Annotated in this window: 25 protein-coding genes; 14 read left to right on the plus strand and 11 right to left on the minus strand. The window is 56.4% G+C overall.

The features are described 5' to 3' along the window. Positions 1-16: 16 nt before the first annotated feature. From NDI65_RS01020 to NDI65_RS01040, 5 genes are all read right to left on the minus strand, one after another. Positions 17-1,453 (minus strand): flippase, encoded by a 1,437-nt coding sequence (locus tag NDI65_RS01020; protein WP_310893168.1) that lies wholly within the window; start codon positions 1,451-1,453, stop codon positions 17-19. Between the two features lie 166 nt (positions 1,454-1,619). Further along, positions 1,620-2,048, minus strand: a complete 429-nt coding sequence (locus NDI65_RS01025) for an acyltransferase (protein WP_310893169.1) — start codon at positions 2,046-2,048, stop codon at positions 1,620-1,622. Between the two features lie 323 nt (positions 2,049-2,371). Then, positions 2,372-3,430 carry a hypothetical protein gene (locus NDI65_RS01030; protein ID WP_310893171.1) on the minus strand — a complete coding sequence of 353 codons (1,059 nt, stop codon included), beginning with the start codon at positions 3,428-3,430 and terminating at the stop codon, positions 2,372-2,374. Position 3,431: 1 nt separating this feature from the next. Continuing rightward, positions 3,432-4,388 carry a glycosyltransferase gene (locus NDI65_RS01035; RefSeq protein WP_310893173.1) on the minus strand — a complete coding sequence of 319 codons (957 nt, stop codon included), beginning with the start codon at positions 4,386-4,388 and terminating at the stop codon, positions 3,432-3,434. Positions 4,389-4,533: 145 nt separating this feature from the next. Then, the gene (locus tag NDI65_RS01040) at positions 4,534-5,520 is read right to left on the minus strand and encodes an SDR family oxidoreductase (RefSeq protein WP_310893174.1); all 987 of its coding nucleotides are present in this window, start codon (positions 5,518-5,520) and stop codon (positions 4,534-4,536) included. 243 nt (positions 5,521-5,763) lie between these two features. Here NDI65_RS01040 and kdsB point away from each other — a divergent pair, with 243 nt between their 5' ends. The 4 genes from kdsB (at position 5,764) to NDI65_RS01060 (ending at position 10,015) form a co-directional block, all read left to right on the plus strand. After that, entirely contained in the window at positions 5,764-6,927 is a 1,164-nt protein-coding gene (gene kdsB / locus NDI65_RS01045; RefSeq protein WP_310893176.1) for a 3-deoxy-manno-octulosonate cytidylyltransferase, read from the plus strand. Between the two features lie 9 nt (positions 6,928-6,936). After that, complete coding sequence (kdsA, locus tag NDI65_RS01050; protein ID WP_310893178.1) at positions 6,937-7,752, plus strand: 3-deoxy-8-phosphooctulonate synthase; 816 nt, start codon at positions 6,937-6,939, stop codon at positions 7,750-7,752. Next, complete coding sequence (locus NDI65_RS01055; RefSeq protein ID WP_310893179.1) at positions 7,733-8,704, plus strand: KpsF/GutQ family sugar-phosphate isomerase; 972 nt, start codon at positions 7,733-7,735, stop codon at positions 8,702-8,704. The genes kdsA and NDI65_RS01055 overlap by 20 nt, the downstream gene beginning before the upstream one ends. Before the next feature lie 66 nt (positions 8,705-8,770). Further along, positions 8,771-10,015 (plus strand): polysaccharide pyruvyl transferase family protein, encoded by a 1,245-nt coding sequence (locus NDI65_RS01060; protein ID WP_310893181.1) that lies wholly within the window; start codon positions 8,771-8,773, stop codon positions 10,013-10,015. 136 nt (positions 10,016-10,151) lie between these two features. Here the strand turns inward: NDI65_RS01060 and NDI65_RS01065 are convergent, their stop codons facing one another. Further along, complete coding sequence (locus NDI65_RS01065) at positions 10,152-11,624, minus strand: sulfatase (RefSeq protein ID WP_310893182.1); 1,473 nt, start codon at positions 11,622-11,624, stop codon at positions 10,152-10,154. Positions 11,625-11,815: 191 nt separating this feature from the next. After that, the gene (locus NDI65_RS01070) at positions 11,816-13,180 is read right to left on the minus strand and encodes a hypothetical protein (protein ID WP_310893184.1); all 1,365 of its coding nucleotides are present in this window, start codon (positions 13,178-13,180) and stop codon (positions 11,816-11,818) included. A gap of 538 nt (positions 13,181-13,718) precedes the next feature. Here NDI65_RS01070 and aglJ point away from each other — a divergent pair. Then, positions 13,719-14,630, plus strand: coding sequence for an S-layer glycoprotein N-glycosyltransferase AglJ (gene aglJ / locus NDI65_RS01075; RefSeq protein ID WP_310893186.1), 912 nt, complete (start codon positions 13,719-13,721; stop codon positions 14,628-14,630). A 50-nt stretch (positions 14,631-14,680) separates the two neighbouring features. Here the strand turns inward: aglJ and NDI65_RS01080 are convergent, their stop codons facing one another. Next, positions 14,681-15,007 (minus strand): hypothetical protein, encoded by a 327-nt coding sequence (locus tag NDI65_RS01080; protein ID WP_007273686.1) that lies wholly within the window; start codon positions 15,005-15,007, stop codon positions 14,681-14,683. Between the two features lie 134 nt (positions 15,008-15,141). On the opposite strand from NDI65_RS01080, the gene NDI65_RS01085 reads away from it, so the two are divergent. Further along, on the plus strand, positions 15,142-15,354 hold the full coding sequence (locus NDI65_RS01085) for a ribbon-helix-helix domain-containing protein (RefSeq protein ID WP_042663834.1): 213 nt from the start codon (positions 15,142-15,144) through the stop codon (positions 15,352-15,354). A gap of 19 nt (positions 15,355-15,373) precedes the next feature. Here the strand turns inward: NDI65_RS01085 and NDI65_RS01090 are convergent, their stop codons facing one another. The 3 genes from NDI65_RS01090 to NDI65_RS01100 form a co-directional block, all read right to left on the minus strand. Beyond that, on the minus strand, positions 15,374-15,892 hold the full coding sequence (locus tag NDI65_RS01090) for a hypothetical protein (protein WP_089777860.1): 519 nt from the start codon (positions 15,890-15,892) through the stop codon (positions 15,374-15,376). After that, a complete protein-coding gene (locus NDI65_RS01095; RefSeq protein ID WP_042663835.1) occupies positions 15,892-16,578 on the minus strand; it encodes a hypothetical protein in 687 nt (228 codons plus the stop codon). Before NDI65_RS01095 ends, NDI65_RS01090 begins: the two co-directional genes overlap by 1 nt. 117 nt (positions 16,579-16,695) lie before the next feature. Then, a complete protein-coding gene (locus NDI65_RS01100; RefSeq protein WP_310893189.1) occupies positions 16,696-16,983 on the minus strand; it encodes a DUF5779 family protein in 288 nt (95 codons plus the stop codon). Positions 16,984-17,342: 359 nt separating this feature from the next. Between NDI65_RS01100 and NDI65_RS01105 the strand changes: the two genes are divergently transcribed. The 8 genes from NDI65_RS01105 to leuB all read left to right on the plus strand — a co-directional run bounded on the left by NDI65_RS01105 (position 17,343) and on the right by leuB (position 25,675). Then, complete coding sequence (locus NDI65_RS01105) at positions 17,343-18,587, plus strand: 2-isopropylmalate synthase (RefSeq protein ID WP_226908746.1); 1,245 nt, start codon at positions 17,343-17,345, stop codon at positions 18,585-18,587. Between the two features lie 364 nt (positions 18,588-18,951). After that, positions 18,952-20,715, plus strand: coding sequence for a biosynthetic-type acetolactate synthase large subunit (gene ilvB / locus NDI65_RS01110; RefSeq protein WP_089777862.1), 1,764 nt, complete (start codon positions 18,952-18,954; stop codon positions 20,713-20,715). Continuing rightward, complete coding sequence (gene ilvN / locus NDI65_RS01115; RefSeq protein ID WP_310893191.1) at positions 20,712-21,368, plus strand: acetolactate synthase small subunit; 657 nt, start codon at positions 20,712-20,714, stop codon at positions 21,366-21,368. Before ilvB ends, ilvN begins: the two co-directional genes overlap by 4 nt. Then, a complete protein-coding gene (gene ilvC / locus NDI65_RS01120; protein WP_310893193.1) occupies positions 21,365-22,411 on the plus strand; it encodes a ketol-acid reductoisomerase in 1,047 nt (348 codons plus the stop codon). Before ilvN ends, ilvC begins: the two co-directional genes overlap by 4 nt. An 11-nt stretch (positions 22,412-22,422) precedes the next feature. Continuing rightward, positions 22,423-22,689, plus strand: a complete 267-nt coding sequence (locus tag NDI65_RS01125; protein WP_089777866.1) for a hypothetical protein — start codon at positions 22,423-22,425, stop codon at positions 22,687-22,689. Continuing rightward, positions 22,682-24,103, plus strand: a complete 1,422-nt coding sequence (leuC, locus tag NDI65_RS01130; protein WP_310893194.1) for a 3-isopropylmalate dehydratase large subunit — start codon at positions 22,682-22,684, stop codon at positions 24,101-24,103. The genes NDI65_RS01125 and leuC overlap by 8 nt, the downstream gene beginning before the upstream one ends. After that, positions 24,100-24,708 carry a 3-isopropylmalate dehydratase small subunit gene (gene leuD / locus NDI65_RS01135; RefSeq protein ID WP_089777870.1) on the plus strand — a complete coding sequence of 203 codons (609 nt, stop codon included), beginning with the start codon at positions 24,100-24,102 and terminating at the stop codon, positions 24,706-24,708. Before leuC ends, leuD begins: the two co-directional genes overlap by 4 nt. Continuing rightward, positions 24,701-25,675, plus strand: coding sequence for a 3-isopropylmalate dehydrogenase (gene leuB, locus NDI65_RS01140; protein ID WP_089777871.1), 975 nt, complete (start codon positions 24,701-24,703; stop codon positions 25,673-25,675). Before leuD ends, leuB begins: the two co-directional genes overlap by 8 nt. Positions 25,676-25,806 lie beyond the last annotated feature (131 nt).

Genomic DNA, 25,806 nt, shown 5'->3' on the forward strand with positions numbered 1-25,806 from the left:
CCTACTTTGAATAGATCTAATTGACGAATGGGATTTTAAACGGGAGATTCGAATCTACTGTTTCACGGAAATCCCGGGATATAGATAATAACGTCAAAAAGTACACTGCTGCTCCAGTCGTTATGAGGATAACTAGTCTCACAGTCGGTCTATCCACAATCTGTGTGGTCACCAAGACATCCTGTAAGGTGATGACGACAATCGACATTAAGAGTCCCGAGCCAACTTGGTAAACGATTTCATTAACTGGAACTCCAAATTCTAGTAAATTTGTAAGGGCTCGGAAAGCGAGTACCACGCCCAACGATGCTGAGAGGACAGTTGCAACTGCTGCACCAACCCAACCGACGGTGGATATTAGCAAGATGTTTAGAACGACATTTGTTAAGATGAATATAAAATTGATATTGAAGGAGATCTTTGGACGATTTAACGCATCAATTGCGTTCGTAAGCTGCGTTTGATATCCGTAGATGACCGTTGCCAAAATCAATAAGTTGAGAACTGTTGTCCCTTGGACGAACTCTGGACCGTATATCTGCAGTATTTGATCGCCGAGAACTATTCCACCGAACATTCCTGGAATAGAGACAAATCCGTTATATCGGAGAGAATCCGACACAAGCTTTCCGGCAATTTGCTCGTTGTTTTCGACTTTCGCTTTACTAATTTCTGGGAAGAGTGCAGATCGTAAGGAACTGTCGAAAACCGCCATAAACTTCGATATACCCCATGCAACTGAGTATATCCCGACGAACCCCGAAGATGTCAATGCGCCCAGTACAAGGATGTCTACATCGTTGTACGTCCTTGCTTTTAATGTTCCAAGCCAAGAGAACTTAGCATAGTCATACAGACTCCTGAAATGATGTCTCTTCGGCATTTCAAATCTGGACGATATATAGGCAAGCCCGATAATCCCTGTGGTGATCCCTGCAATGAAATATCCCGCAAGCATCCCCACAAGTTGAAAGCCGTACAACACCAGAAAGATCTGCACGGCACTCCGGATTCCCGTACGCAGTGGTACGAGTATTCCGGAGATGTGAACCTGACGTTCTCCTTCTAGAACGGCACTTACAAATGCATAGAGGAGGTTGGCAACGAGTAGCGCTGCCGCGAACAGCGCAACGTTCTCTCCGACGTAATTGTTCACCTGAGATTGAAAAACGAGTATCAGCAGGATTCCAAGCGATCCAACAAAAACCAACGTTGTACCTCCAGCAGTGAAATATTGATTCGGATCGGTAGCTTCGCTAATTCGCTTCTTTACAGCAGTAGAAAAACTACGCCCCCCGAGTTCAATCCACGCAACGAGCGAGACTACCAACGCATAATATCCTAACACACTAGGTCCGAGAGTACGTGCAAAGTAGATGGTTGCTACGAACCCCAACAGTGAGGCGACTAATTTTGAGACAAAGAAAATAAACGACGTTTGACCAATTCGCATACTATTCTACTCAGCGTGAATGCCGTTTAGAAGTGTCCATTGATTCACCGAGGTTTCGATGTGCAACAGAAGTCTCACGCTGACGCTTCGGTGAGGCGGTTGTATTTGGACGCTACCGGATGGACCACCTACTGGACTTAGTGGGATCTTCACGGACATTATTGTTTCAACGGGATTTGATCACTCTTGCTGGGTTCCCGACAGCAACTGAATACGCCGGAAGCGATTCAGTGACGACACTGCCTGCGCCGATAACTGACCCTTCACCAATCGTCACTCCGTCCAAGATTTGACAGCCTGCACCGATCCAGACGTCGTCCTCTATCACGATTCCCTCTCTGGTTTCACCTTGCTTGTAGATGTACGTGTCAGGATCGTCAAAGACGTGATTTGCGGGAACAATCGTCGTGTGGGCAGCAATACGTACACCGTCCCCAATCTCGAGTCCGCCTTGTCCATATAAGATTGTGTATGGGTTCACTGTGCAATTATCTCCGATGGAAATCCTCCCACCGTAGGTGATTAACTTTGCTCCTGACCGGAGTTTACACTTTTTGCCGACGGTGATATCGGTACCTTTGAACTCAGCACTCACCGATACTTTTGAACTCCGATGGATGTTGACTGCAAGTAGTAGTGAGATTAATTGCGTCCAAGCGTATGGCAACGCGTAACCCAGTGATTTCCTGAGCAGTGCTCTTACACCGTGTCGATGAACAACTTCCGTTGCTCGGCGCAGTTTATCCATTAGTTTTGGCTCGCCTCGTGAATCGTCAGTACGTATCGGTTAGCCCTTACAGTTTCTTTCTTGTTCACATGGATGTGACGGCAAATAAGTCGCCGAGATGAACCGACGTTCAACGAACGTCTGTCGAAAAACAAGCAGACATCGCTCTGGTTCGATTTTTTCACCTTGATTCAAACGTATCCAAGGTCTTGAAGTCTGTCAGTGACGACTGTATCTTCTACGGAATTCTCGGAAGATTGAGGTCTCTCCGCCTTGATCTCCCTCCGAGTCCCATCGTCGTGGACATTCCAAGGAACAGTCACGAGTTCGTCCGTGTATATCCCTATTGGATGCCCCCACTCCTTGACCGGAATCGGTGAAGCTCGCTCACCGATCATGTTTCCGTGGTCAGAAGTGACGACAACTCGACCGTCAATTTCATCTAACAACTCCTGTACTGCAGGGAGTGCTCTCCTAAGTGTCTCTCGGTACGCATTCCAGACTTTCTCCGGTGAAACCTCGTACCGACCACGAATCAGTTGGTCCCAGAGGTCAAATCTCCCACGTTCTTTCCAGTTCGTCCCTCTGTTGATGTCAGAACCGAGGAATGGATAATGTGGTTGCATGTAGTGGACGATGTGGCGTTTGTTTGGATACTCTTGATGGGCTTCGATTGCCGCATCAGTCATATCCTCTGGAAGAATAGTCCCTACGTCATCGTTCCACCGACTAGAATTCCATATGTTACTCACTGCGTGAAATTCGACATCAATCTCGTCGCGTCGTTTTTCCAGTTGCGGTGAACCGTTCGTGTACACGACATCGTGGAGTGTCCGTCCGTCGAAATTCCCCCGAATGAACTGAGACGTGTGCGACCCCCGAGATTGCCGCTTTTCGATTGGTCCCGAGAAGGTGCTCTCCTCGCAGAACATATCGTACCTGCAGGCATCGAGAACGATCAGAGTGTCCCAATCTTCATCGAGGACAGCGGTTCCATCGTGATTGTAGTCGAATCCTTTTCGAACGCCGTAATAAACACGGTTCGCTTCTCGAAACACGAGAGACGGACTTTCGAGACCCCACTTGATCCCTTTTCGAATTTGCGAAAGTGAGTACATCTCTTTGGGTGTAACCGTTACTTCTCCGCTTCCAACTGACCCTAGGTAAGTGCTTCTATGTATTTGGTTTCGATGACCACCGTACTCGGGTGTGAGCGTGTATGACGAACTCGGCAGAGAGATGAGTTTCACTCTATCCGTTATTGAGGACACCTCTGTAGATATCGATTAATCGGTCCCCAATCCGGTCCCAACTCACTTCTCTCACTTTCTCACGACCATTCGACCGTGCTCCTGATTCAATAACCGTCCGCAACAAGTGGATAAGTTCTTTTTTCGTCGTTCCGACTCCTGACGGGGTTACCCCATCTAACCGCTCTCTCACATCACCGACATCTGTGGACACCACGGGGACGTTGCACGCGAGCGCCTCTTTGACAGTGTTCGGTGAGCCCTCATGGTCTGATGTGACCAGTACTGCGTCGGAAGCATTGAGATAGTACACGACTTCGTCGTGCGGGACACCAGAAATAGTTTGAAGCTGTATTTCTCTGCCAAGTTCGCTTTGGCAACCTTCGACGACTGACTGTGCAAGTGGATGATTTTTTCGCTTGTACTCTGGAGAGTACGGAAACAAGACGTGTACCTCGTCGGTATCCCACCCAACACGCTTTCGGGCTTCTTCTCTGTCGATCTGGTGAAACCGCTCCATATCGATTCCACTTGGGATAATGTGCGCATCGTTCCGACCCAGCAGCTCACGCATCTCTTTACTTCGGACAGTCACGGCATCACACCGCCAGGCACACGTCTTCGTCACGAATCCGTCGAACCCAATTACGTCCGAACCCCACAGGGTTAGGACGACCGGAAGGCTAAATTGCGTAACTGCAAACGGTGCTGTCAACCCATAGTTCGCGTGGATTAGGTCAAACTCCCCTCGACGGAGTTGCCGTCTTACTTTTGGGAAATACTTGAGATACTCTTTAACCCCCCGCTTCACCCCCATATCTCCGTCTATCTGATCCTGACCGGGAACCGGAAGAACCGTACACTCGACTCCCTTCCCTTCTAAGACATCTATCTGGTATTGAAAAAAAATTTCCTCCGAAGTTACTAAATGAAGGACACTCAGCCCGTTGTTGCTCATCGTGGTGCAGAAGATCGGTACCGGCGTGATCTATCTTTTGGTGAATCTGATGCGTCGATGATCTAAATCTTAGTCAAAAATTTTCGTATTTTAGCCTTCTACTTTGACTATTCGTGTCTCCGACACGTGGCTTCGAAACCTCTGATTAAGACTGCCGAACGAGCGCGTCGTACCAATCAACGTTGTTTCGATACCAGTCAGCGAACAGGCGTGCCCCCTCTTTAATTGAGACGGTTGGTTCGTATCCAAGGAGTTTGTTCGCCTTTCTAATATCAGCGTGGGTGTGTTTTGCATCCCCTTCTCGCGAACTTTCGTATCTGATGTCGATGTCGGAGTTGATCTCGTCTCGAATGAACCTGGCGAGTTCGTTGATCGTGATTCGGTCGCCGCTGCCTATGTTAAGCACGACGCCATCGGCGTCGTCTAATTCTAGGAGACGTGCATTGGCGTCGACAATATCTTCTACGTAAGTGAAGTCCCGCGTCTGCGACCCGTCGCCGAAAATTATTGGTGATTCTCCATGAATGCACCGAGATACAAAATTTGTGAACGCCATGTTTGGTCGCATCCGTGGCCCATAGACTGTGAAATAGCGGAGTGAGACGGTTGGCAGCCCGTACACTTCGTGATAGACTCTCGTGTAGTGTTCCGCTGCTAATTTCGAGGCACCATATGGGCTGACTGGCTCTGTCGGGTGTTCCTCATCGTACGGCAACACCTTCGGCTTCCCATATACAGATGATGAACTTGCGTTGACGAACCGGGTGAGTTCCGTATCCCGTGCGGCTTCGAGCAAGTTCATCGTCCCTGTGACGTTTATTTCGTGCACCTTTGTTGGATTATTCACACTATTTCGAACGCCTGCCTGTGCTGCTTGGTGAAAGACAGCATCGACATCTGAGACCAACTTTCCAACGAGGTCAGTATCTAAGACACTCCCCTCGACGAACGTGTAAGTCCCGTTCGTCTGTTCAGCACTACGCTCAGCAACCTTGCGGTTCCGCTTCTTAAGTTCGAGATTGTAGAAGGGATCCAAAACGTCAAGCGCGACCACATCGTGACCTTCGTTAACGAAGTATTCAGCCAGATGGCTGCCAATAAATCCTGAACCACCCGTCACGAGTATCTGCATAGTATGTTCGTGGCCGCTACCGAAACAAAAACTCTACCCATTCTAAATCACAGTCAATAATAGAGCCGTTGCGCGAACTTGAGATATCTCGACCAGATCCGGAAGCACTACGGGCCACTAAATAGCATATAAGAATGATCTCGATTAGTCGGTTCTGAATCGCTAGTTATCTCTGTGACTATACTAGATAACTACATTGGTCGACCGATACATTTTCACGACCCGAGTATGGACTGATTCTCAATGAACCGACTCGTTGTGCTTGATGTTGACGGTGTCCTCACTGATGGACGGATTAACATCAGTCAATCAGGTGAACTTTTCAAATCTTTCGATGTCAAAGACGGCTATGGAATAAGCCATTGGATCTCTTCCGGTGGTAATATTGCGTTTCTCACCGGTCGAAGTTCTGAATTATTAGAACGACGTGCAAGTGAACTCGGTGTTGAAACTGTCGTTCAAGATGTGAGTGACAAGGAATCTAAAATCCCTGAATTGGCTGACGAATTTGGAGTTTCTCTTGATGACATCGTCTTTATGACTGATGAAAAAGGCGACGTGGGAGCGATGGATCAAGCGGGTATCTCTGCAGCGCCTGCTGATGCAGTCTCAGAGGTTAGGGAATTCGCCGATATTGTTACGGCTGCAAACGGTGGTGAAGGTGCAGTGCGTGAGCTATTAGACACGCTCAGAGTAGACGATGCTCCTGTACTTGGTGTTATCCCTGCGCGGTATGCCTCTACTCGTTTCCCAGGAAAACCTCTTGCAAATATTGGTGGGAAACCAATGATTCAGCGCGTGTACGAACAGGTGCAGAAGGCAGATTCAATCGACCAAATTGTGGTCGCTACCGATGACGACCGAATTGTGGAGGCTGTGGAATCGTTTGGTGGGTCTGCGATGATGACTTCCTCAGACCACGGAAGCGGGACTGATCGCGTCAGAGAAGTTGCCACAAACGTGGATGCGGGGGTCATTGTCAATATTCAGGGTGACGAACCACTTATCACTCCCCAAGTCATCAATGAAACGGTTGAAGCACTCCGGTCGAACCCGGTTAGTGTTGCGACGCCCATTACGACTATCAAGTCAGAGTCAGAACTAACAAATGAGAACGCCGTCAAAGTCGTTGTCGATTCCTCGGGTCGTGCACTCTACTTCTCACGGTCAAAAATCCCATCACGTGCAACGGTCGACGAAGCATGGAAGCACGTTGGACTGTACGCATTTACTAAAGAGCAGCTTCTCACGTACACAGAACTTGAATCCTCTCTTGAACCTCAAGAGGATCTTGAACAACTCCGTTTGTTGGAGAACGGTTACGACGTTCAGACTGTGGAAGTCGAATACCTTGGTGCAGAAGTGAATGTCCCGGAAGATATTCAACGCGTGGAAAAATATCTATGAGGTAAGTCGATGAAGATTGATATTGCTGATTTCACCGTCTCGAATGATGATCCGCTGTTCTTGATTGGTGGCCCGTGTGCACTGGAATCAGAAGAGATCGCGCTCAAAGTTGGCCGGAAACTCAAAGAAATAACAGACGAATTGAACATCGGGTACGTGTTCAAATCCTCATTCGACAAGGCGAACCGAAGCTCTGTCGAATCGTATAGAGGACCAGGTCTCGAAAAGGGATTGGAAATCCTCGATAATGTCCGGTCAGAACTCGACGTCCCTGTATTGACCGACATTCACACACCAGAACAGGCACAGCCAGTGTCGAAAGTCGTCGACGTGATTCAGATTCCTGCATTTTTATGCCGGCAGACGGATCTCATCGTCGAAGCAGCACGAACAGGCGTTCCGCTCAACATCAAAAAGGGACAGTTTCTCTCAGCAGAAGGGATGGGGAACGTCGTTGAGAAAGCCAGGTCAAAAGGGAACGAAGACGTGATGCTTTGTGAACGCGGTGCGATGTTTGGATATAACAATCTCGTCGCAGACATGCGAAACCTCGAAGTGATGAAACAGACTGGTCTGCCGGTCGTCTTCGACGCCACACACTCAGTCCAACGGCCGGGTGCCCGTGGTGATTCGACTGGCGGGAACAGAGAGTTCGCTTTCCCACTTGCACGGGCCGCGACAGCAGTCGGTGTTGCAGGACTGTTCATGGAAGCACATCCAAACCCAGAATCGGCGAAAAGTGACTCGGCGACCCAGATGCCACTTGAGGAAGCCAAAAAAACCCTTCGGACAGTCAAAGCCATCGATGAGCAAATCAAAAACTGAAATGGAACGACTCGTTGTTGAGACGCTCCGTACCCAAAGCGCCGCGTTAGCGAAACTCGCTGACTCAGACTCCCTTTCGGATATTGTGGACGCCGCTAATGTAATTCACGACAGTGGTGGTCGCGTCATTGTGACCGGTATTGGGAAGTCTGGCGATATCTCGAAGAAAATCACGTCAACATTGACCAGTATTGGTCAACCGTCATTCTTTATCCACCCTGTCGAAGCGCAACATGGCGATTTGGCGGTGATATCTGAAGATGACGTCGTCATTCTAATCTCAAACAGCGGAAACACCTCTGAAGTCGTTGACTTAGCATACTTTGCCGATTCATTTGGAGCGACAACTATCGCGATTACATCAGATCCAGAGTCCGAATTAGGTCAATTTTCTGACGTTCATATCGATACGAAAGTAGACGAAGAGGGAGCGTTTGTTGACCTAGTTCCAATGACGAGTACCACGGTGACGATGGCAATTGGCGATGCCATCGCAAACATCGTCATGTTCCTCAGTAACTTCGACGAGGAACAGTTTGCGAATTTCCATCCAGGGGGCACTATTGGAAAACGACTGCTCCTCACCGTCGAAGACGTGATGAGCGACGATATCGACTCAGTTTCGGAATCCCATTCGCTCGTCGAAACAGTCTATAAGATGAGCGAAGGCGGCAAAGGAATCGCTGTCATCACCGACAAAAACGGTGAAATTTCGGGCGTCATTACTGATGGTGACCTTCGACGACTCGTCGAAACTGGTCTTGACTTTCATGATACGACCGCTGGAGAAGTCATGACCAGTGACCCCATCGTGGTTAGCCCAACCGATTCTGTCGTGGCCGCGTTGCAACTTCTAGAAGACCGAAATGTCACACAACTCGTGGTCGAACGCGACGGCAAATTCTGTGGGGTCCTCCATGTCCACGATCTGATGAGCGAGGGGATTAAATAAACATCTTGAACCCTTATAGACCGGTGTAACAAAACGATTTTTATTGCTGTACGGTGTAACTATTTTATGGATGTACTTTTCGTATCAGACACTTCTCGCGAAGAAAATTGGGGTTCTCAGGCAACTACCGCAGCACTGAGAAGTGTTCTGAAGACATCAAATCATTCGATAACTGACACGATTTTTCTAGATGAGATATCGAACTCATGCCCACGGATTCGGGTCCCGAACCTAGAGACTGTTCTTCGATCGGTGTACCGTTTGGGAATATTTGGCATTAATCGCGGATTCGGGACATCATATAACCGCGGAAGAGTTATCTTACCACAAGAGTGGTTTGATGACATTCCAACCGCGGCATCAGAACTTGATTCAATGGTCAAGAAAGCGATTAGTGGTAAACGGCACAAAGAACTCGTTGACCGAATTACTGCTGTTGACCACGTTGTGATAAATGGGGAAGGTAGTATCCATGGATGTCAACGACAGGCTCGCTTCTTGCTCTACATCGGCTACCTCTCTTCGGCGTTAGGGAACCCAACCCACTTAGTCAATCATTCAGTCGAACTTGACGATCCGGTCATCGAAAAGATCGCAAAAAAAGTCTATCCAAATTTTGACACCGTCACCTTCCGGGAACCTGTGTCTCTTCGACATTTCCCTGACGATGTTGAAGTTAGTTCTGTACTTTCTGCAGATGCGGCATTTCTATTTGAACCAACCCGAAACCGGCGGGATGTAATTAATGCAATCTCTAGTGGAGCAATTCCTACCTTGAGCAACCGAGAAGTTGATCTCGACCCAAGCGACCCATATGTAGCAGTTGGTGGCAGTTCGGCGTTCAATCTCAAACCATCGTTTGATCCCAGTGAAGATATCGGAGATATCGTCGAACAACTAGATCGAGCAACACAAGTTATTCTAACGAGCTCAGCCCGCGCTGATGAACAGTTTTTACAGCAGATTAGCGAGACACATGATGTTCCATTGGTTCCAGTGGATGCATCATATAAAGACGCTATTGACCTCATCGGGAATGCCTCTGCGTATGTGGGTGGCCGATGGCATCCTAGTATATTCGCTGCGAGAGGTGGTGCAACACTAGTTTTGTTTGGTGGGAATACGCATAAGATACAGGGTTTAGTTGAACATCTGGATCTGAACCAGCGCGTTTATGATCCATTTAACCTTGACTCAGATATCGATAAGATAATTCGTCGTGCAATTGATGGAGTGGAAAGTGGCAAAGATGACAAAGTAGCTGAAAGGGCCTCTAAAGTTTCCGAACTAGTCAATAAAAATGTTCCTTGAAATTGATTTCAACTGCACAGACTATCTGAGAATGATATCAGTTTCGATCAGTATCGGTTAAATATCTTAACGTATATTTCCACTATCCGAAAGTTTCGGACAATCAATGTGAAACTCGGTCTCGGTCTTCTTTCGTTTACCTGTATCCAAGATTCTCTAAGTGAGTGATAGTTGATTCTTTTAATTCAACCGACTCTTCACTGGGCTTCTGGAACTCTTCACCCAGAGTAGAAAGAAGTTCTCTGTGATATTCCGAAGAATCTTCTTCGTCAGTTAGTGTCTCTCCGCCAGATATGTCGTAAAGCTCCCGTTCTCCATTAGAATAGTACATATATTTTGTCTTGTGATCTCGGATACATTTTTTTCCGGCGTCAAAGTATTCTTTTCGTTCTGGATTCATGTAATCCTTATTGTAGTTCAGACCAATGTCCCGTTTACCAATTTCTGCAAATACGTAGGAACGCTCATGACCGTTGAAGATTGATTCTCCGTCAAGTAACGTCGGAGGCTCTACGTTAGTCAAATCACAGATTGTCGGAAATAAGTCGACAAGTGAACACAGATCATTCCTCACTTCCGATGGTATCTCTTTGCCGGAGATAATTAGCGGTACATGTAGGAGTTCGTCGAACAAAAAATTATTGTGGTATACTAAGTCGTGTTCTCCTAGCAGTTCGCCATGGTCCGCGGTGAAGATGATGGCTGTATCGTCAGCAACATTCAATTTTTTGAATTCTTCCATGAACCAACCAAACTGTTCGTCTAAGTACAACAATTCTGCTGTGTACCACTTCTTCCAGACCTCTACTTCTGTCTCGTTCAGCCAGTTGGAATCTGCGAGATAACGGTCAATACTATCGTTAAAGTCCCAAATCTTCTCAAGATTGACATCTGAATCATCATATGACCCTACTCCCAGCCCGAGTTCCTGTCGTATTTTTTCTATGAACTGGTATTTAGAACGTGAGAGCTTCGGCGTCGCCCCTCCCATGAAGGGTCTCGGAGCTCGGTATGGTGAGTGGCATCCAGTGAGATTCATCATCAAAAAGAATGGTTGGTCAAGCTCACCAGACATCGCATCAAGTGCATATTCGAACTTCAACTGCCCATAGTTGTCTGGACCATCAGTTATTGCCCTCAGTGTATGGCGTCCAATTCGCGGATCTAAAATGCATTCTTTCAATCCGTCAAGTGTGAACAACAGTTCAAGTTCATCGTAGAATTCGACAAATTCGTCGAATCCACGGTCGTAACCATAATCTGAACCTGCTTTTGCTGGCCCAGGAATCGCATACGTGTCGAAGCCGGATTTTCCTAGCCACTCCGCAATTGTGGGTACATCGCCTCGTAACGGTGGTTGTGGTGTGTCACAGGCAACTCCGTGGTTACTTGGGTACAATCCTGTGAACATTGTTGCATGTGATGATGCACTTTCTGGAGCTGTCGCAAACGCTTGCTTAAAAAGAACACTATCTTCTGCAAACGAATCTATGTTCGGTGTTTCGTTCTCTGTCTCGCTACTGATACATGACAGGTAGTCTGCCCTCAGTGTGTCAAAAACAATCAATAGTACATTATCGAATTGACATTCCATGGGGACCTGTGCCATCCTAGGTTTAAAAAGTTAAGCTATAGTGTGTGGTTTTATTACCTTTTGGGTAACGGGTCGGCAAGATGCTTTATGTTTCAAATATGTTTCAAATTTTGGTCGGTGTTGTTGTCAGAGTTGAAACCCCGGTGCGATTATTGAGACAGTGAGTTTGTCCTCAATGTGAACCTCCAAGAACTCATTTTGGAAGTTTAATCAATACACTGTATGAGTCGAGAGATAGAATCCCCTACACGGACCACCTCTTTTTGATTACCTGTATCTATCGGGCGTGAATCTAATGCATTCAACAAGTTCCCCTCCAATCTATCTAGAGATCGAGGGAAGTAGACATGATTAACGGGGCCGATGTCCCGCAATCCTCGTTCTGATACGTCGACAACAACGCTCGGTGTGCCAAAAACGTTCGCCTCGATGAACGCTGTTGATGTGTCGGTCACCGCGACCCTCGATTGAAGCAGTGCTGTATCGATGTCGTCGAATTGGCGGACGTAACTCGCTATCCCCCGATCTTCGTACCATTCGATACCTTCGCGGGGATGGAGCTTTACTGCAAATTCGAGATCGTGCTCGGCGCAGATCTCTATGAGGGTCTCAACCATTTTCTCATACTTTGTGAGTTTCGATTTGAGTACGGCATGTGATTGGCTGATAAACAGGACGTCGATATTTTTCGAACTCCCTTGTTGGTTCATCGAAGATAGACTGTCGTACCAAGGGCTCCCGGTTACAACGACAGTAGAGTCTGGGTGAGCGAGTCGTTTGAAGTTCTCTTTCCACGCGTCACCCCAAACGAAGTACGCAAGTGGAACGTAGTACGGAACCGATGCCTTGAGGTCGATATCTCGCTGTCCATCTTCGATTCCCGGCCACGCTTGTTCGGGGTAGGCAACCTGCGTCCCGTGTTGATACACGTAGATGCTCTCTCTGCTTGTCGATTCAAGAAAGTAAGGCATCGGTTTCAACGTATGTATCTTGGGCTCTCCAAATGTTACAGGCTCAATACTGTGGTACTTAACGTACTCTAGTATAATTAGGTTAAACACAAAGACAAACGTACGCCTATCGATATCTTCCGTTGAGAGTGCTGTCCTCAAGCGGTATGTGTCTCTGAAACTTTTGAGTGGGATATTGACAAGAGTTCGTAGACTGATCGTTCCGTGGAGCTGTTTGTGGCGGACTGTTTCAGTAATCTCGCGCCACTCGTCGATTCTCCCTTCACCACTTGGCGAGCACAAAAACAGAACGTCCTCTCCTTTTGCTTTGAGTTCTTTGGCGACCTCAACTAGGGTGTACGAACGGTACTCGCTCGTTGATGTAATCGAGATAATGTGGTCGTATTGGGAGGGTGAGGTGGCATCACTAGTCAACGATACCATCACTTTTTGATAAATAAGATACCCAAAAATAGCCGGTAGAAACAGTACTGTACGGAGAAACGGAAGAGTATTCTCCTCAGGTACAGTTTCATCATTTTCATTGGCAAAAAGTCCACGATAGCCCGCGAAGAGAAATGGGTTCTCCGCAAATTCTTGTCCGAGTTCTTCGGCATTCATAGTGTGATTATTGTGGTAGTTGCAGTAGTATATGCGGGCGTAGTTTGTATATTGGTGCTGGTCACTGAACATTGTGCCATCAAACACATCTGTATTTAATTTGGGTGGTTTGTTGATCACCGCTGTTGGTTCTGCTATCGTGACATTCTATGGATGATGATCAACACTTCTGTCTGATTTATCATTAGTGGGCTTACCCTCTTTGGGAAGAGCCAATATGGTTTTATCACTCTAAATCCCGTTATAATTAAAAATCGAACACTCTCAGAATACTGATAGACCTCAATCGTCAAACCAACTATTTTAGTTTATTATATTTGTTCTCTGTACCAATTCCAAAAAGACACGAATATTGGGAATCACTTATATCAGCATGGTGTCTGATCCAAATTTTTTCTCCGATGCGTGTGTTCCAGATCGCTACCTCTCCTTTTGATCATGGATAGATTTCTCCAACCACTAGTTCGCAAAAATCCATGTATGCTGTGAGACGTGAATATGAAACTCTTTAATCGGCAGCTATTAGTCCTACACTAAGATGCCCACCCCCGACGCCGTCTGTATCCTCGTCCCTACCTACAACGAGGCAGAAACAATCGCCGATGTCGTCTCAGACTACAGAGACGAGGGATTCGCTAACGTCCTCGTCATCGACGGCAATTCCGCAGATGGGACACGGGAGCTGGCCGAAGACGCCGGTGCTCACGTCGTCGTTCAGTCGGGGACGGGGAAAGGCCAAGCAGTCAGAGAAGCCATCGAGGACCACGTCACAGCCGAGTACGTCCTGATGCTCGACGGCGACGGGACCTACGAAGCGACGGACGCCGCCAAGATGCTCGACCCGCTCACCGAGGGGTACGACCACGTCATCGGCGACCGATTCGCCGACATGCGGCCGGGCGCGATGACGCGGCTCAACAGGGTTGGAAACCGCATCATCAACCGGGCGTTCGCGTTCATTCACGGTCAGGACTTCCGCGATATCCTCAGCGGCTACCGGGCGTTCACTCGCGAGTCGTTTCTCGACATGACGCTCACCTCCGACGGGTTCGGTATCGAGACGGAGATGGCCGTCGAGTGCGCGAAGCGTGGTATCAAGACGACGGTCGTCCCCACGACCTACTATCCGCGGCCCGACGGCTCGGACACGAACCTCGACCCGATCCGCGACGGCGGTATCATCTTTCTCGAACTGTACCGCCGCGCCAAGACCAACAACCCGCTTTTCTACTTCGGAAGCGTCGGGTTCGCGTCGACTGCGACCGGGGTCGGCCTCGCCCTCTACGTCGCCTACGAGTGGGTCGTTCGCTCGGTCTCCCACGAGGTCATCGCCGTCGTTTCCATGGCGGGAATCCTCTTCGGGGTGCAGCTGCTGATGTTCGGCGTGCTGTCGGACCTCATCTTGTCGTTGCATCGCGAGCAGATGAAGCGCATCGAAGAACTGGAGTGAGCGTCGGCTCGCGCCGGCCGTCGAGACCGGGGATTCGACCGAGACCGCCGTTAGAACGGGACGAGCGAGCGAAGCCGACCCATCAGGCTCTTCGACGCTTTGGCGCGGAACTCCTCGAACACCGGGTGGAGCGTCTCCAAGAGGTCGCGGCGGGAGTCGAATCGGTCTTTGGGCGCGGCGGCGAGGGCGTCGCTTATGGCGACCGTATTGCCCGCGGCGTCAATCGGGACGGCGACGTCGTCGAGTGCTCGCACGATCTCGCTTGCGTCTGCCGGGTAGTCGATGTCTGCGGTGTCGACATCATCGGCGAGCGCGGCGATACCGAATTCGATTGAGTTCGGCTCCGACGTATCGTTCTGCGGCGGTCTCGCGGCCATCGAACGTGTATACGATGTCCCGAATGGAAAAACCCCCGACCTTCGGGGACATCGCCGGTGAGCGCCGGGAAACCGGACGGACGGTCGCAGTCGCCACCGTTGGGGTTAACCCCGCCCGGTGCCACGGTCGAGCCATGACCGAGTACACGACGGTCTCGATCCCGAAGGAGTTGGCCGCTCGCGTCGACGACACCATCGAGGGAACCACCTTTTCGAGCACGAGCGACCTCGTTCGGTTCCTCCTGCGCAGCATCGTCATCCAACACGAGCGCTCCGGTGGGGACCTCTCCGAGTCGGAGTTCCAAGAGATAGCGGAACAGCTGACCGACCTCGGCTACCTGCGGTAGTCAGCCGGGCACGGTCGGGTCAGTCGAGTTCTTCCTGCGGCGGTTCGGCGTCGAGCACGACGAGTTCCAACTTCCGTCCGGCGCGGTCGAAGGCGGCGAGCGTCCGCCGCTCCCACGGGGGGACGGCGAGGAGCACCACGGCCGCGAGGTCGTCGCGCTCCGTGAGCTCGAACGGACCCTGCGGATGGGTGAGAAAGCGGGCGCGGCCGCGCCCGGCGGGCGTTCCGAGGTCCATGCCGAAGACGGCGCTCACGGACTGGCCGGCTTCGGACATGTAGAAGTGGGTGAGAACCGGCGTCTCCGGGTCGAGCCCGAGGTCCTCGTCGAACTCGCCGGCGGGCGTGGGCGCGAGAACGACGTTCGCGGGCTTCGGCTCGGCCTCTTCGCCCATTTCGAGGAGGACGTCCACGAGTCCTCGCGTGACGTGAACTCGCCGTCGTTCCGACTCCTCGCCCGCGTTGTCAGCGGTGGGGTCGGCGGTCGGTTCTATGTTGGAGGGCTGTTCGTCGCCGTCGCTTGGGGGAGTGTCGTCGGGCATCAGTTTGAGAGCATCGAGGTGAACGCCCGGGCGTAGGCGCTCGGGAGGTTTCGTCGGGCGTTTCCGAGTGCGGTTCGAAGCTCGTCACCCGCGTTCACGGGCACGCCAGCGCCGTGACCGACGAGCAGCCGCTCGGGGTCGTAGCGCGAGAGCACGCGGCGCGGCGGGAACGGCCGGAGCATCGGGTGGACGCCGAGGTGCTCGCCGCGGGCGCAGAAGTAGCCCACCGTGCCGACCGACTCGGGGACGACGAGCAGGTCGTAGTCGTCGTGGTAGAAGCCGACTTCTTGCCACGGCGGGAGAGAGCGGTCGACGAGGCGGAACGCCTCGAAGCCCGAGTCGGCGAGATCGGCCCCGAAGCGCTCGACGGTCGCGTCGAGTTCGTCGGCGACACCGGTCATCCACGAGGCGACGTAGACGGGGGCCTCGTGGCGGTTGGCGATGGCCGCCGAGTCGCGCTTGTGCCGGTCGAGGCCGACGACGACGCCGGCCACGTCGCCGAACTCGTCGAACAGGTCGTCGACGCCGGGGGCATCGACGGGGTCGAACACCCACACGTCGCCGTCGACGGCGACGGCGTGGCTGGCGCGCTGCATGGTCTCGTCGGGGTGTGCGAGCCAGCCGACGCCGTGGTCCCATCGGTCGATCTCGCGGAGGTCGGACGTGCCGCGACCTTTCATCGGCATGTCAGTATCGTGGGGCTCGCGGCGCATAAGGACTCTCCCCGCGGCCCATGCCCCCGGTTCTCGCGCCTCACGTCGGCGGTCGCTCGCCGGGACGCGGGACCAACGCGGGTCGGCCTCTCAGAGGTCGTCCGTGTTGATGTCCACGCCCGGTGGGGAGACGATGAGGAACTTCCGGAAGTGCATCAGCTGGCCGCCCATGTCTTTGACGTCGCGTGCGAAGCCCGACGCGAGCTTGTTGAGGTCGCCTTCGATGGCGAGAAAGAGGACGTTGCCGCGGGCGACGGACTGGACCCACTCTTCGGGCGGGGTAGACCCGTCGAGGACGCCGAGGACGACATCGCCCTCGGCGTCGTCTTCGTCGAGGTGTTCTTCGGCCGTCTGCAAGTTGAGATTGAAATCGCCCATACCCGCCCGGTTGTCGAGCGACGAGAAAAGGGTTCGGTCGGGCCGCGAGCCCGCCGTCGAGCGTCGCGATTGGTTCATTGTTATCACGTTGCACGCGACAGTCGTGTTTCAATCCACGTTTGTCCAGTCCGCGGTGCGCGCATCGGCCACGAAATTTTGTTTCTAAACTCTATTCGATTGTATTATGTAGTACAGCGATTCGAACGCCAAGCGAGCATATCAAGTCAATATATGACATTAAATACTATAAGGTCGTTTATGTACGTCGATTAGGGTCGGTGCGGGTTGTCACGCGACACCCCCTGAACGTTCGTGATACTGTCGGGGAGAAACGTTTAAATAGGAGTTCGGGCACGTGACTGACACGATGTCTCACAAAGACACGGAGGATTCGTCGGGTTCCCCGGCGGGTCGAGTTCTTCCAGGGCACATTAGCCCAACAATCTGAAATCGAAGACGTACGAATCTTCGACACGACGCTCCGCGACGGCGAACAGTCACCGCGAACCTCGTTCAGCTACGAGGAGAAGCGCGACATCGCCGAAACCCTCGACGACATGGGTACCCACGTCATCGAGGCCGGGTTCCCGGTGAACTCGGAGGCGGAGTTCGAGGCAGTGGCGGATATCGCTGCTTCGACGGACGCGACGACGTGCGGGTTGGCCCGCGTCGTCGACAAGGATATCGAAGCCGCGCTGGATTCCGGCGTGGACATGGTGCACACGTTCGTGAGCACCAGCGACGTCCAGTTGGCCGACTCGATGCACGCTTCCCGAGAGGAAGCCGTCGAGCGGGCCGTCCGCAGTGTCGAACACGTCCGCGACGCGGGCGTTGAAGTAATGTTCTCGCCGATGGACGCCACCCGGACGGACGAGGACTTCCTCATCGAAGTCGTCGAGGCCGTCTCCGAGGCGGGCGTCGATTGGATCAACCTGCCGGACACCTGCGGCGTGGCGACGCCGACTCGCTTCGCCCGCATGGTGGCGACGGTCAGAGAACACACCGACGCGAGAATCGACGTGCACGCGCACGACGACTTCGGACTGGCGTCGGCGAACGCGATGGCCGGCTTCGAGGCCGGCGCAGCGCAGGCGCAGGTGTCGGTCAACGGCATCGGCGAGCGCGCCGGCAACGCCGCCTACGAGGAGGTCGTCATGGCCGCCGAATCCCTCTACGGCGTCGATACCGGCATCGACACGACGAAGATAACCGAGCTGGCTCGCGTCGTCGAGGCGGCGTCCGACATCCCGGTCCCGGCGAACAAGCCGGTCGTCGGCCGCAACGCCTTCTCTCACGAGAGCGGCATCCACGCCGCCGGCGTCATCGAGAACGCCGACACCTTCGAACCGGGCGTCATGACCCCGGAGATGGTCGGCGCGACCCGCGAGTTCGTACTCGGCAAGCACACGGGGACGCACTCGGTACGCAAACGCCTCGCAGATATCGGGTTCGACCCCTCGGACGCCGAGGTCCGGGAGGTCACCCGCCGCGTCAAAGACCACGGCGCGGAGAAAGAACGCGTCGACGACGCGACGCTTGAGGTGTTCGCCCGCGACGTGGGTATCACCCACGAGGACGATACGGAGGAGGAGGTCCGCGCCTGATGGCGCCGGGCTGTGGCCCTACGGGGCGACCGCCCTGCACGCGTTCGACCTCCCGACCGGCGTGCAATCGTTGCCCGCCGCGAAAGCATTATTATCGACGGGACGGACGTGTTGCATACGATGACCTCGCACGACGCACACGCGGTTCGCTCGACCCCGGACGCCGGGGCCAGCGACGCCGCCGTCGGCGCGATTCGGTCGCTCATTATTGTAGGGGCATAGCCCCCTACCACACCATCTCTCCGTCCCGCGTATCCGCACCGTTTTCAGACACGTCCGCAGTCCCCACAATGGCGCACCAGCACCACACGCAGTCACCAGACAACTCGTATCGACGACCGACCACACACCACGGAGCCCACACATGAGCGAACGAACCGCAGCCACGACCGACCCCGACGCGACCGACGCCGCCGACGACTCGACCGAGACGCCGACCGAGGTTACCACGGGTTCGACGTCAGTCGTCCGCGCCCTCGAAAACGCCGGCGTCGAAACCGCCTTCGGCGTGCAGGGCGGGGCGATAATGCCCATCTACGACGCGCTGTACCACTCGGACATCCGTCACGTGACGATGGCCCACGAGCAGGGCGCGGCGCACGCCGCTGACGCGTACGGCGTCGTTCGCGGCGACCCCGGCGTCTGTCTCGCCACGTCCGGTCCGGGCGCGACGAACCTCGTGACCGGCATCGCCGACGCGAACATGGACTCCGACGCGGTGCTCGCGCTCACGGGGCAGGTCCCGTCCGACATGGTCGGTTCCGACGCGTTCCAGGAGACCGACACCACGGGCGTCACCGCGCCCATCACGAAGCACAACTACTTCGCCTCGTCGCCCGACACCGTCGGCGACACCGTCGGCGAAGCGTTCGCGCTCGCCGCCGAGGGCCGCCCCGGTCCGACGCTCGTCGACCTCCCGAAGGACGTCTCGCTCAACGAGACCGACAGCGAGCCGGGGGCGGCACAGCCGCCCGAGACGTGCCGCGCCCGAACCGACCCCGCCGACTCGCAGGTCGAGGCGGCCGCGCGCGCAATCGAGCGCGCCGAGAAACCGCTCTTGCTGTTCGGCGGCGGCGTGGTCAAGGGCGACGCGACCGAGGTCGCCCGGCAGTTCGCGACCGAGCACCGGATTCCGGTGGTCACGACGATGCCAGGAATCGGCGCGATGCCGGAGGACCACGAACTCTGCCTGTCGTGGGCGGGGATGCACGGCACCGGCTACGCCAACATGGCCATCACGCACACCGACTGTCTCATCGCGGTCGGCACGCGGTTCGACGACCGCCTGACCGGCGGTATCGACACGTTCGCCCCCGAGGCGGAGGTCGTCCACATCGACATCGACCCGGCGGAAATCTCGAAGAACGTCCACGCGGACTACCCGGTCGTCGGCGACGCCGGCCGCGCCATCGAGCGCGTCGACGCCGAACTGGACGAGGGTCCCGACGCGCGCGAGTGGGTCGAACAGTGTCTGGCGTGGAAAGACGAGTACCCGATGGACTACGCGGCCCCGGACAACGAGCCGCTGAAGCCGCAGTTCGTCGTCGAGGCGCTGGACGAGGCCACCCCCGACGAGACCATCGTCACGAGCGGCGTCGGCCAACACCAGATGTGGGCCGCCCAGTACTGGACGTTCACCGAGCCGCGGCGGTGGGTCTCGTCCCACGGCCTCGGCACGATGGGCTACGGCCTGCCCGCCGCAATCGGCGCGCGGGTCGCGGCCGACGACGACGAGACGGTCGTCTGCGTCGACGGCGACGCCTCGTTCCTGATGACGATTCAGGAGCTTTCGGTCGCCGTCCGCGAGAACCTCGACATCACCGTCGCCATCCTGAACAACGAGTACATCGGGATGGTCCGCCAGTGGCAGGACGCCTTCTTCGAGGGCCGACGCATGGCCGCCGGCTACGACTGGTGTCCCCAGTTCGACAAGCTCGCCGAGGCGTTCGGCGCGCGCGGCTGGACCGTCGACTCCTACGAGGAGGTTCCCGACGCTATCGAGGAAGCGCTCGCGTACGACGGCCCCTCGGTCATCGACTTCCACGTCGACCCGGCGGAGAACGTCTACCCGATGGTCTCCTCGGGCGGCGCGAACGGCAAATTCGCACTCTCGGAGGACCAGTTATGAGCGACAATCGGACAGGACTGCAGGGCCCCGCGCCCGACGAGCGGCCACACCCCGACGGCCGACGCAACGCGCAGGGCATCCGCATCGACCCCGAAGCGGAATCGGAACACGAACCGCGGCGAGCGGTCTTTTCGGCCATCGTCGAGGACGAACCCGGCGTGCTCTCGCGGGTCGCCGGCCTCGCCGCCCGCCGTCAGTTCAACATCGAGAGCCTCACCGTCGGCCCGACGACCGTCGAGGGTCACTCCCGTATCACGATGGTCGTCGAGGAGCCCGAACCGGGCATCGACCAGATAGAAAAACAGCTCGCGAAGCTCAAGCCCGTCATCTCCGTCGGCGAGCTGGACGACGACGCCGTTCGCGCGGAACTCGTCCTCCTGAAAGTCCGCGGCGAGGACCCCGACAAGGTCCACGCCGTCACGGAGATGTACGACGGCCGCACCCTCGACGCCGGGCCGGAGACCATCACGATCCAGCTCACCGGCGACGAGCGCAAGATAGACGACGCCGTCGACGCGTTCCGGCGGTTCGGCATCATCGAAATCGCCCGAACCGGCCAGACCGCGCTCGCCCACGGCTCGAAGAAGACCGTTCCCGGAGAGGAACCCGGAACCTCCGGCGAACCAACCAAACCGAACACCAACACCCAATGACCGAACTCACCACGGAAGTCTACTACGACGACGACGCCGACCGCTCCCAGATCGACGACAAGACCGTAGCCGTCATCGGCTACGGCAGCCAGGGCCACGCCCACGCGCAGAACCTCGCCGACAGCGGGGTCGACGTGGTCGTCGGCCTCCGCTCGAACTCCTCGTCTCGCGACGCCGCGGAAGCCGACGGCCTCCGCGTCAAAGAGCCGGCCGCGGCGGCCGCCGAGGGAGACATCGTCTCGATTCTCGTCCCCGACACCGTCCAGCCGGCGGTGTTCGAGGAGATTCGAGACTCCCTCGACGCCGGCGACACGCTCCAGTTCGCCCACGGCTTCAACATCCACTACAACCAGATTCGACCCCCGGAAGACGTCGACGTGACGATGGTCGCCCCGAAGTCGCCGGGCCACCTCGTCCGCCGTAACTACGAGGCGAACGAGGGGACGCCGGGTCTCATCGCCGTCTATCAGGACGTGACGGGCGACGCCAAAGAGGAGGCGCTGGCCTACGCGCACGGCCTCGGCTGCACCCGCGCGGGCGTCATCGAGACGACGTTCCAGGAGGAGACCGAGACCGACCTGTTCGGCGAGCAGGCCGTCCTCTGCGGCGGCGTCACCTCGCTGGTCAAGCAGGGCTACGAGACGCTCGTCGACGCGGGCTACTCCCCCGAGATGGCCTACTTCGAGTGTCTGAACGAACTGAAGCTCATCGTCGACCTGATGTACGAAGGCGGGCTCGGCGAGATGTGGGACTCCGTCTCCGACACCGCCGAGTTCGGCGGGCTGACCCGCGGCGACCGCGTCGTCGACGAGCACGCCCGCGAGAACATGGAAGAGATTCTGGAGGAGGTCCAGGACGGCACCTTCGCCCGCGAGTGGATTCTGGAGAACCAGGCGGGCCGGCCGTCGTACTCCCAGCTCAAGGACGCAGAGGAGAACCACCACATCGAGCAGGTCGGCGCACCCCTGCGCGACCTGTTCGCGTGGGCCGACGAGGAAGACGAGGCGGACGCGGAGAAAGCCGAAGCGCCGGCGGACGACTGAACACGACACCAATGACACGCGACGACACGACCGACCGAATGCGAGATATCAGCCACACGAACCCCTATACGGGCGAGACGTTCACCACGGTCTACGAGCGCGGCCCGGCCGTCACCGACGGCGGACGGAGCGACTCGACGCCCGCGGCGACGGACACCGACACCGACTCGCAGACGATGGGCGACGTGGACCACACGCCCCGCAACGGCGAGGGCGCGAACCAGGTCTGGGAACGCGGCCGCGACGACCGCGTCGTACCGGGTGACGGACATGAGTGAGGGAACGCTGTACGACAAGGTCTGGGAGGAACACACGGTCTCGGAGCTGCCGACCGGCCAGACGCAGCTGTTCTGCGGCCTGCACCTCATCCACGAGGTGACGAGCCCGCAGGCGTTCGGCATGTTGCAGGAGCGCGACCTCGAAGTCGCCTACCCGAACCGGACGCACGCGACGGTCGACCACATCGTTCCGACGTCGGACCAGTCGCGGCCGTTCCGCGACGACGCCGCCGAAGAGATGATGGCCGAACTCGAACAGAACGTCCGCGACGCGGGCATCAACTTCTCGGACCCGACGTCGGGCGAGCAGGGCATCGTCCACGTCATCGGGCCCGAGAAGGGACTCACCCAGCCCGGCATGACAATCGTCTGCGGCGACAGCCACACCTCGACCCACGGCGCGTTCGGCGCGCTCGCGTTCGGTATCGGGACGAGCCAGATTCGCGACGTGCTGGCGACCCAGACGGTCGCGATGGAGAAAAAGAAGGTCCGGAAGATCGAGGTCACGGGCGAGCTCGGCCCCGGCGTCGAGGCCAAGGACGTCATCCTCGAAATCATCCGTCGCCTCGGCACCGAGGGCGGCGTCGGCTACGTCTACGAGTACGCCGGCGAGGCCATCGAGAACCTCGACATGGAGGGTCGGATGAGCATCTGTAACATGTCCATCGAGGGCGGCGCTCGCGCGGGCTACGTCAACCCCGACGAGACCACCTACGACTGGCTGAAAGACACGGAGTACTTCCAGGAAAACCCCGAGCGGTTCGACGAACTCAAGCCGTACTGGGAGTCCATCCGCTCCGACGAGGACGCCGAGTACGACGACGTCGTCACCATCGACGGCTCCGAACTCGAACCCGTCGTGACGTGGGGGACCACGCCCGGACAGGGCGTCGGCATCACCCAGCCGATTCCGGCCCCGGAGGACCTGCCCGAAGAAAAGCAGGACACCGCCCGGATGGCGCAGGAACACATGGGCGTCACGCCCGGCGAGACGATGCAGGGCTACGAAATCGACGTGGCCTTCCTCGGGTCGTGTACCAACGCCCGCATGCCCGACCTCCGCCGCGCGGCGGAGGTCGTGAAGGGCCGACAGGTCGCGGACAGCGTTCGCGCGATGGTCGTCCCCGGCAGTCAGCGCGTCAAGGCCGCCGCGGAGGCGGAGGGCCTCGACGAGATATTCACGGAAGCCGGCTTCGAGTGGCGCGAGGCGGGCTGTTCGATGTGTCTCGGCATGAACGAGGACCAACTGGAGGGCGACGAGGCCTCCGCGTCCTCGTCGAACCGCAACTTCATCGGTCGGCAGGGGTCGAAAGACGGCCGCACCGTCCTGATGAATCCGCGGATGGTCGCCGCCGCGGCCGTCACCGGGCACGTGACTGACGTGCGCGAACTGAAGGAGGTGACCACCGCATGACCGACGAGATTCCCGAAATCGACTCCGCGTCCGGCTCCGGCGTGCCCATCCGCGGCAACGACATCGACACGGACCAGATCATCCCGGCGCGGTTCATGAAGGTCGTCACGTTCGACGGCCTCGGCGAGTTCGCGTTCTTCGACCAGCGCTACGACGAGAACGACGAACCCAAGGACCACCCGCTGAACGAGCCGCAGTTCCAGGACGCCGCCATCATGGTCGTCAACGCCAACTTCGGCTGTGGCTCCTCTCGGGAGCACGCCCCGCAGGCGCTCATGCGCTGGGGCATCGACGCCATCATCGGCGAGTCGTTCGCCGAGATTTTCGCGGGCAACTGCCTCGCGCTCGGCATCCCGACGGTCACCGCCGACCACGACACCATCACCGAACTGCAGGACTGGGTCGACGAGCACCCGGACGCCGACATCGACGTGGACGTGGAAAACGAGACGGTCACCTACGGCGACACCACCGTGGACGTGACCGTCGACGACGCACAGCGGAAGGCGCTCACCGAGGGCGTCTGGGACACGACGGCGCTCATGAAGTCGAACGCCGACGCGGTCGCCGAGAAAGCCGCCGCCCTGCCCTACGTCGATGACTGAGGAAATCGTCGTCATCCCCGGCGACGGCATCGGCGCGGAGGTCATCCCGGCGGCGGTCGACGTGCTGAAGGCCGTCGGCGACTTCGAGTTCGTCGAGGCCGAGGCGGGCGACCACGTCAAGGAAGCCACGGGCGAGGCGCTCCCGCAGGAGACCTACGACCTCGCCGCCGAGGCGGACGCGACGCTGTTCGGCGCGGCCGGCGAGACCGCGGCGGACGTCATCCTGCCCCTTCGAACCGCGGTGGACTCGTTCGTCAACGTCCGCCCGGCGAAGGCCTATCCCGGCGTCGACGCGCTCCGTCCGGAGACGGACCTCGTGTTCCTCCGCGAGAACACCGAAGGCGTCTACTCGGGTCACGAAGACCGCCTCTCCGAGGACCTCTCGACGCTCACGCGCGTCGTCACCACCTCGGCGTCCGAGCGACTCGCCGAGTACGCCTGCGACTACGTCGGCGGCGAGGGCGGCAGTTTCCAGGTCGCCCACAAGGCGAACGTGATGCGCGAGACGGACGGCCGCTTCCGCGACGCCGTGGTCTCAGTCGCCGACGAGCGCGGCGTCGAGGCCGAGGAGGTCCTGATGGACGCCTTCGCGACGCGCGTCTGTCTCGACCCCACGCAGTTCGACACCGTCGTCTGTCCGAACCTCGCGGGCGACGTGCTCTCGGACCTCGCCGCCGGCCTCGTCGGCGGCCTCGGACTGCTCCCCTCGGCGAACATCGGCCCGGACGCCGCGCTGTTCGAACCGGTTCACGGCTCCGCGCCCGACATCGCCGGCGAGGGAGTCGCCAACCCCGCGGCGACGATTCTGTCCGCGGCGATGCTGCTCGACTACCTCGACTACGAAGCGGAGGCCGACCGCGTTCGGTCGGCCGTCGAGGGCGTCCTCGCCGACGGGCCGCGCACGCCCGACCTCGGCGGCGACGCCTCCACGGAGGACGTGACCGCCGCGGTCCTCGCCCGCCTCTGAGCGTCGACGACGCGCCGAACCGGCGACTTGACGCTCGTTTCGAACGCGCTCGTTTTCGTTTTTGATCGTTTTCTCACCGACGAACGCCCCGTTTTCGTTCCTGTGTGGGATTCCCCGGATTCGAACAGATA

The organism is Haloferax sp. S2CR25 (genome assembly GCF_031624535.1).
Taxonomy (GTDB): Archaea; Halobacteriota; Halobacteria; order Halobacteriales; family Haloferacaceae; genus Haloferax; species Haloferax massiliensis.

Coding starts and splice junctions, on each gene's coding strand:
- ilvN (WP_310893191.1), top strand. CDS start 20,712: ATGAGCGACAATCGGACAGGACTGCAGGGCCCCGCGCCCGACGAGCGG.
- leuB (WP_089777871.1), top strand. CDS start 24,701: ATGACTGAGGAAATCGTCGTCATCCCCGGCGACGGCATCGGCGCGGAG.
- NDI65_RS01080 (WP_007273686.1), bottom strand. CDS start 15,007: ATGGCCGCGAGACCGCCGCAGAACGATACGTCGGAGCCGAACTCAATC.
- NDI65_RS01100 (WP_310893189.1), bottom strand. CDS start 16,983: ATGGGCGATTTCAATCTCAACTTGCAGACGGCCGAAGAACACCTCGAC.
- ilvB (WP_089777862.1), top strand. CDS start 18,952: ATGAGCGAACGAACCGCAGCCACGACCGACCCCGACGCGACCGACGCC.
- leuC (WP_310893194.1), top strand. CDS start 22,682: ATGAGTGAGGGAACGCTGTACGACAAGGTCTGGGAGGAACACACGGTC.
- kdsB (WP_310893176.1), top strand. CDS start 5,764: ATGAACCGACTCGTTGTGCTTGATGTTGACGGTGTCCTCACTGATGGA.
- NDI65_RS01055 (WP_310893179.1), top strand. CDS start 7,733: ATGAGCAAATCAAAAACTGAAATGGAACGACTCGTTGTTGAGACGCTC.
- kdsA (WP_310893178.1), top strand. CDS start 6,937: ATGAAGATTGATATTGCTGATTTCACCGTCTCGAATGATGATCCGCTG.
- NDI65_RS01020 (WP_310893168.1), bottom strand. CDS start 1,453: ATGCGAATTGGTCAAACGTCGTTTATTTTCTTTGTCTCAAAATTAGTC.
- aglJ (WP_310893186.1), top strand. CDS start 13,719: ATGCCCACCCCCGACGCCGTCTGTATCCTCGTCCCTACCTACAACGAG.
- NDI65_RS01125 (WP_089777866.1), top strand. CDS start 22,423: ATGACACGCGACGACACGACCGACCGAATGCGAGATATCAGCCACACG.
- NDI65_RS01035 (WP_310893173.1), bottom strand. CDS start 4,388: ATGAGCAACAACGGGCTGAGTGTCCTTCATTTAGTAACTTCGGAGGAA.
- NDI65_RS01090 (WP_089777860.1), bottom strand. CDS start 15,892: ATGCCCGACGACACTCCCCCAAGCGACGGCGACGAACAGCCCTCCAAC.
- NDI65_RS01060 (WP_310893181.1), top strand. CDS start 8,771: ATGGATGTACTTTTCGTATCAGACACTTCTCGCGAAGAAAATTGGGGT.
- NDI65_RS01065 (WP_310893182.1), bottom strand. CDS start 11,624: ATGGCACAGGTCCCCATGGAATGTCAATTCGATAATGTACTATTGATT.
- NDI65_RS01070 (WP_310893184.1), bottom strand. CDS start 13,180: ATGAATGCCGAAGAACTCGGACAAGAATTTGCGGAGAACCCATTTCTC.
- NDI65_RS01095 (WP_042663835.1), bottom strand. CDS start 16,578: ATGCCGATGAAAGGTCGCGGCACGTCCGACCTCCGCGAGATCGACCGA.
- ilvC (WP_310893193.1), top strand. CDS start 21,365: ATGACCGAACTCACCACGGAAGTCTACTACGACGACGACGCCGACCGC.
- NDI65_RS01085 (WP_042663834.1), top strand. CDS start 15,142: ATGACCGAGTACACGACGGTCTCGATCCCGAAGGAGTTGGCCGCTCGC.
- leuD (WP_089777870.1), top strand. CDS start 24,100: ATGACCGACGAGATTCCCGAAATCGACTCCGCGTCCGGCTCCGGCGTG.
- NDI65_RS01040 (WP_310893174.1), bottom strand. CDS start 5,520: ATGCAGATACTCGTGACGGGTGGTTCAGGATTTATTGGCAGCCATCTG.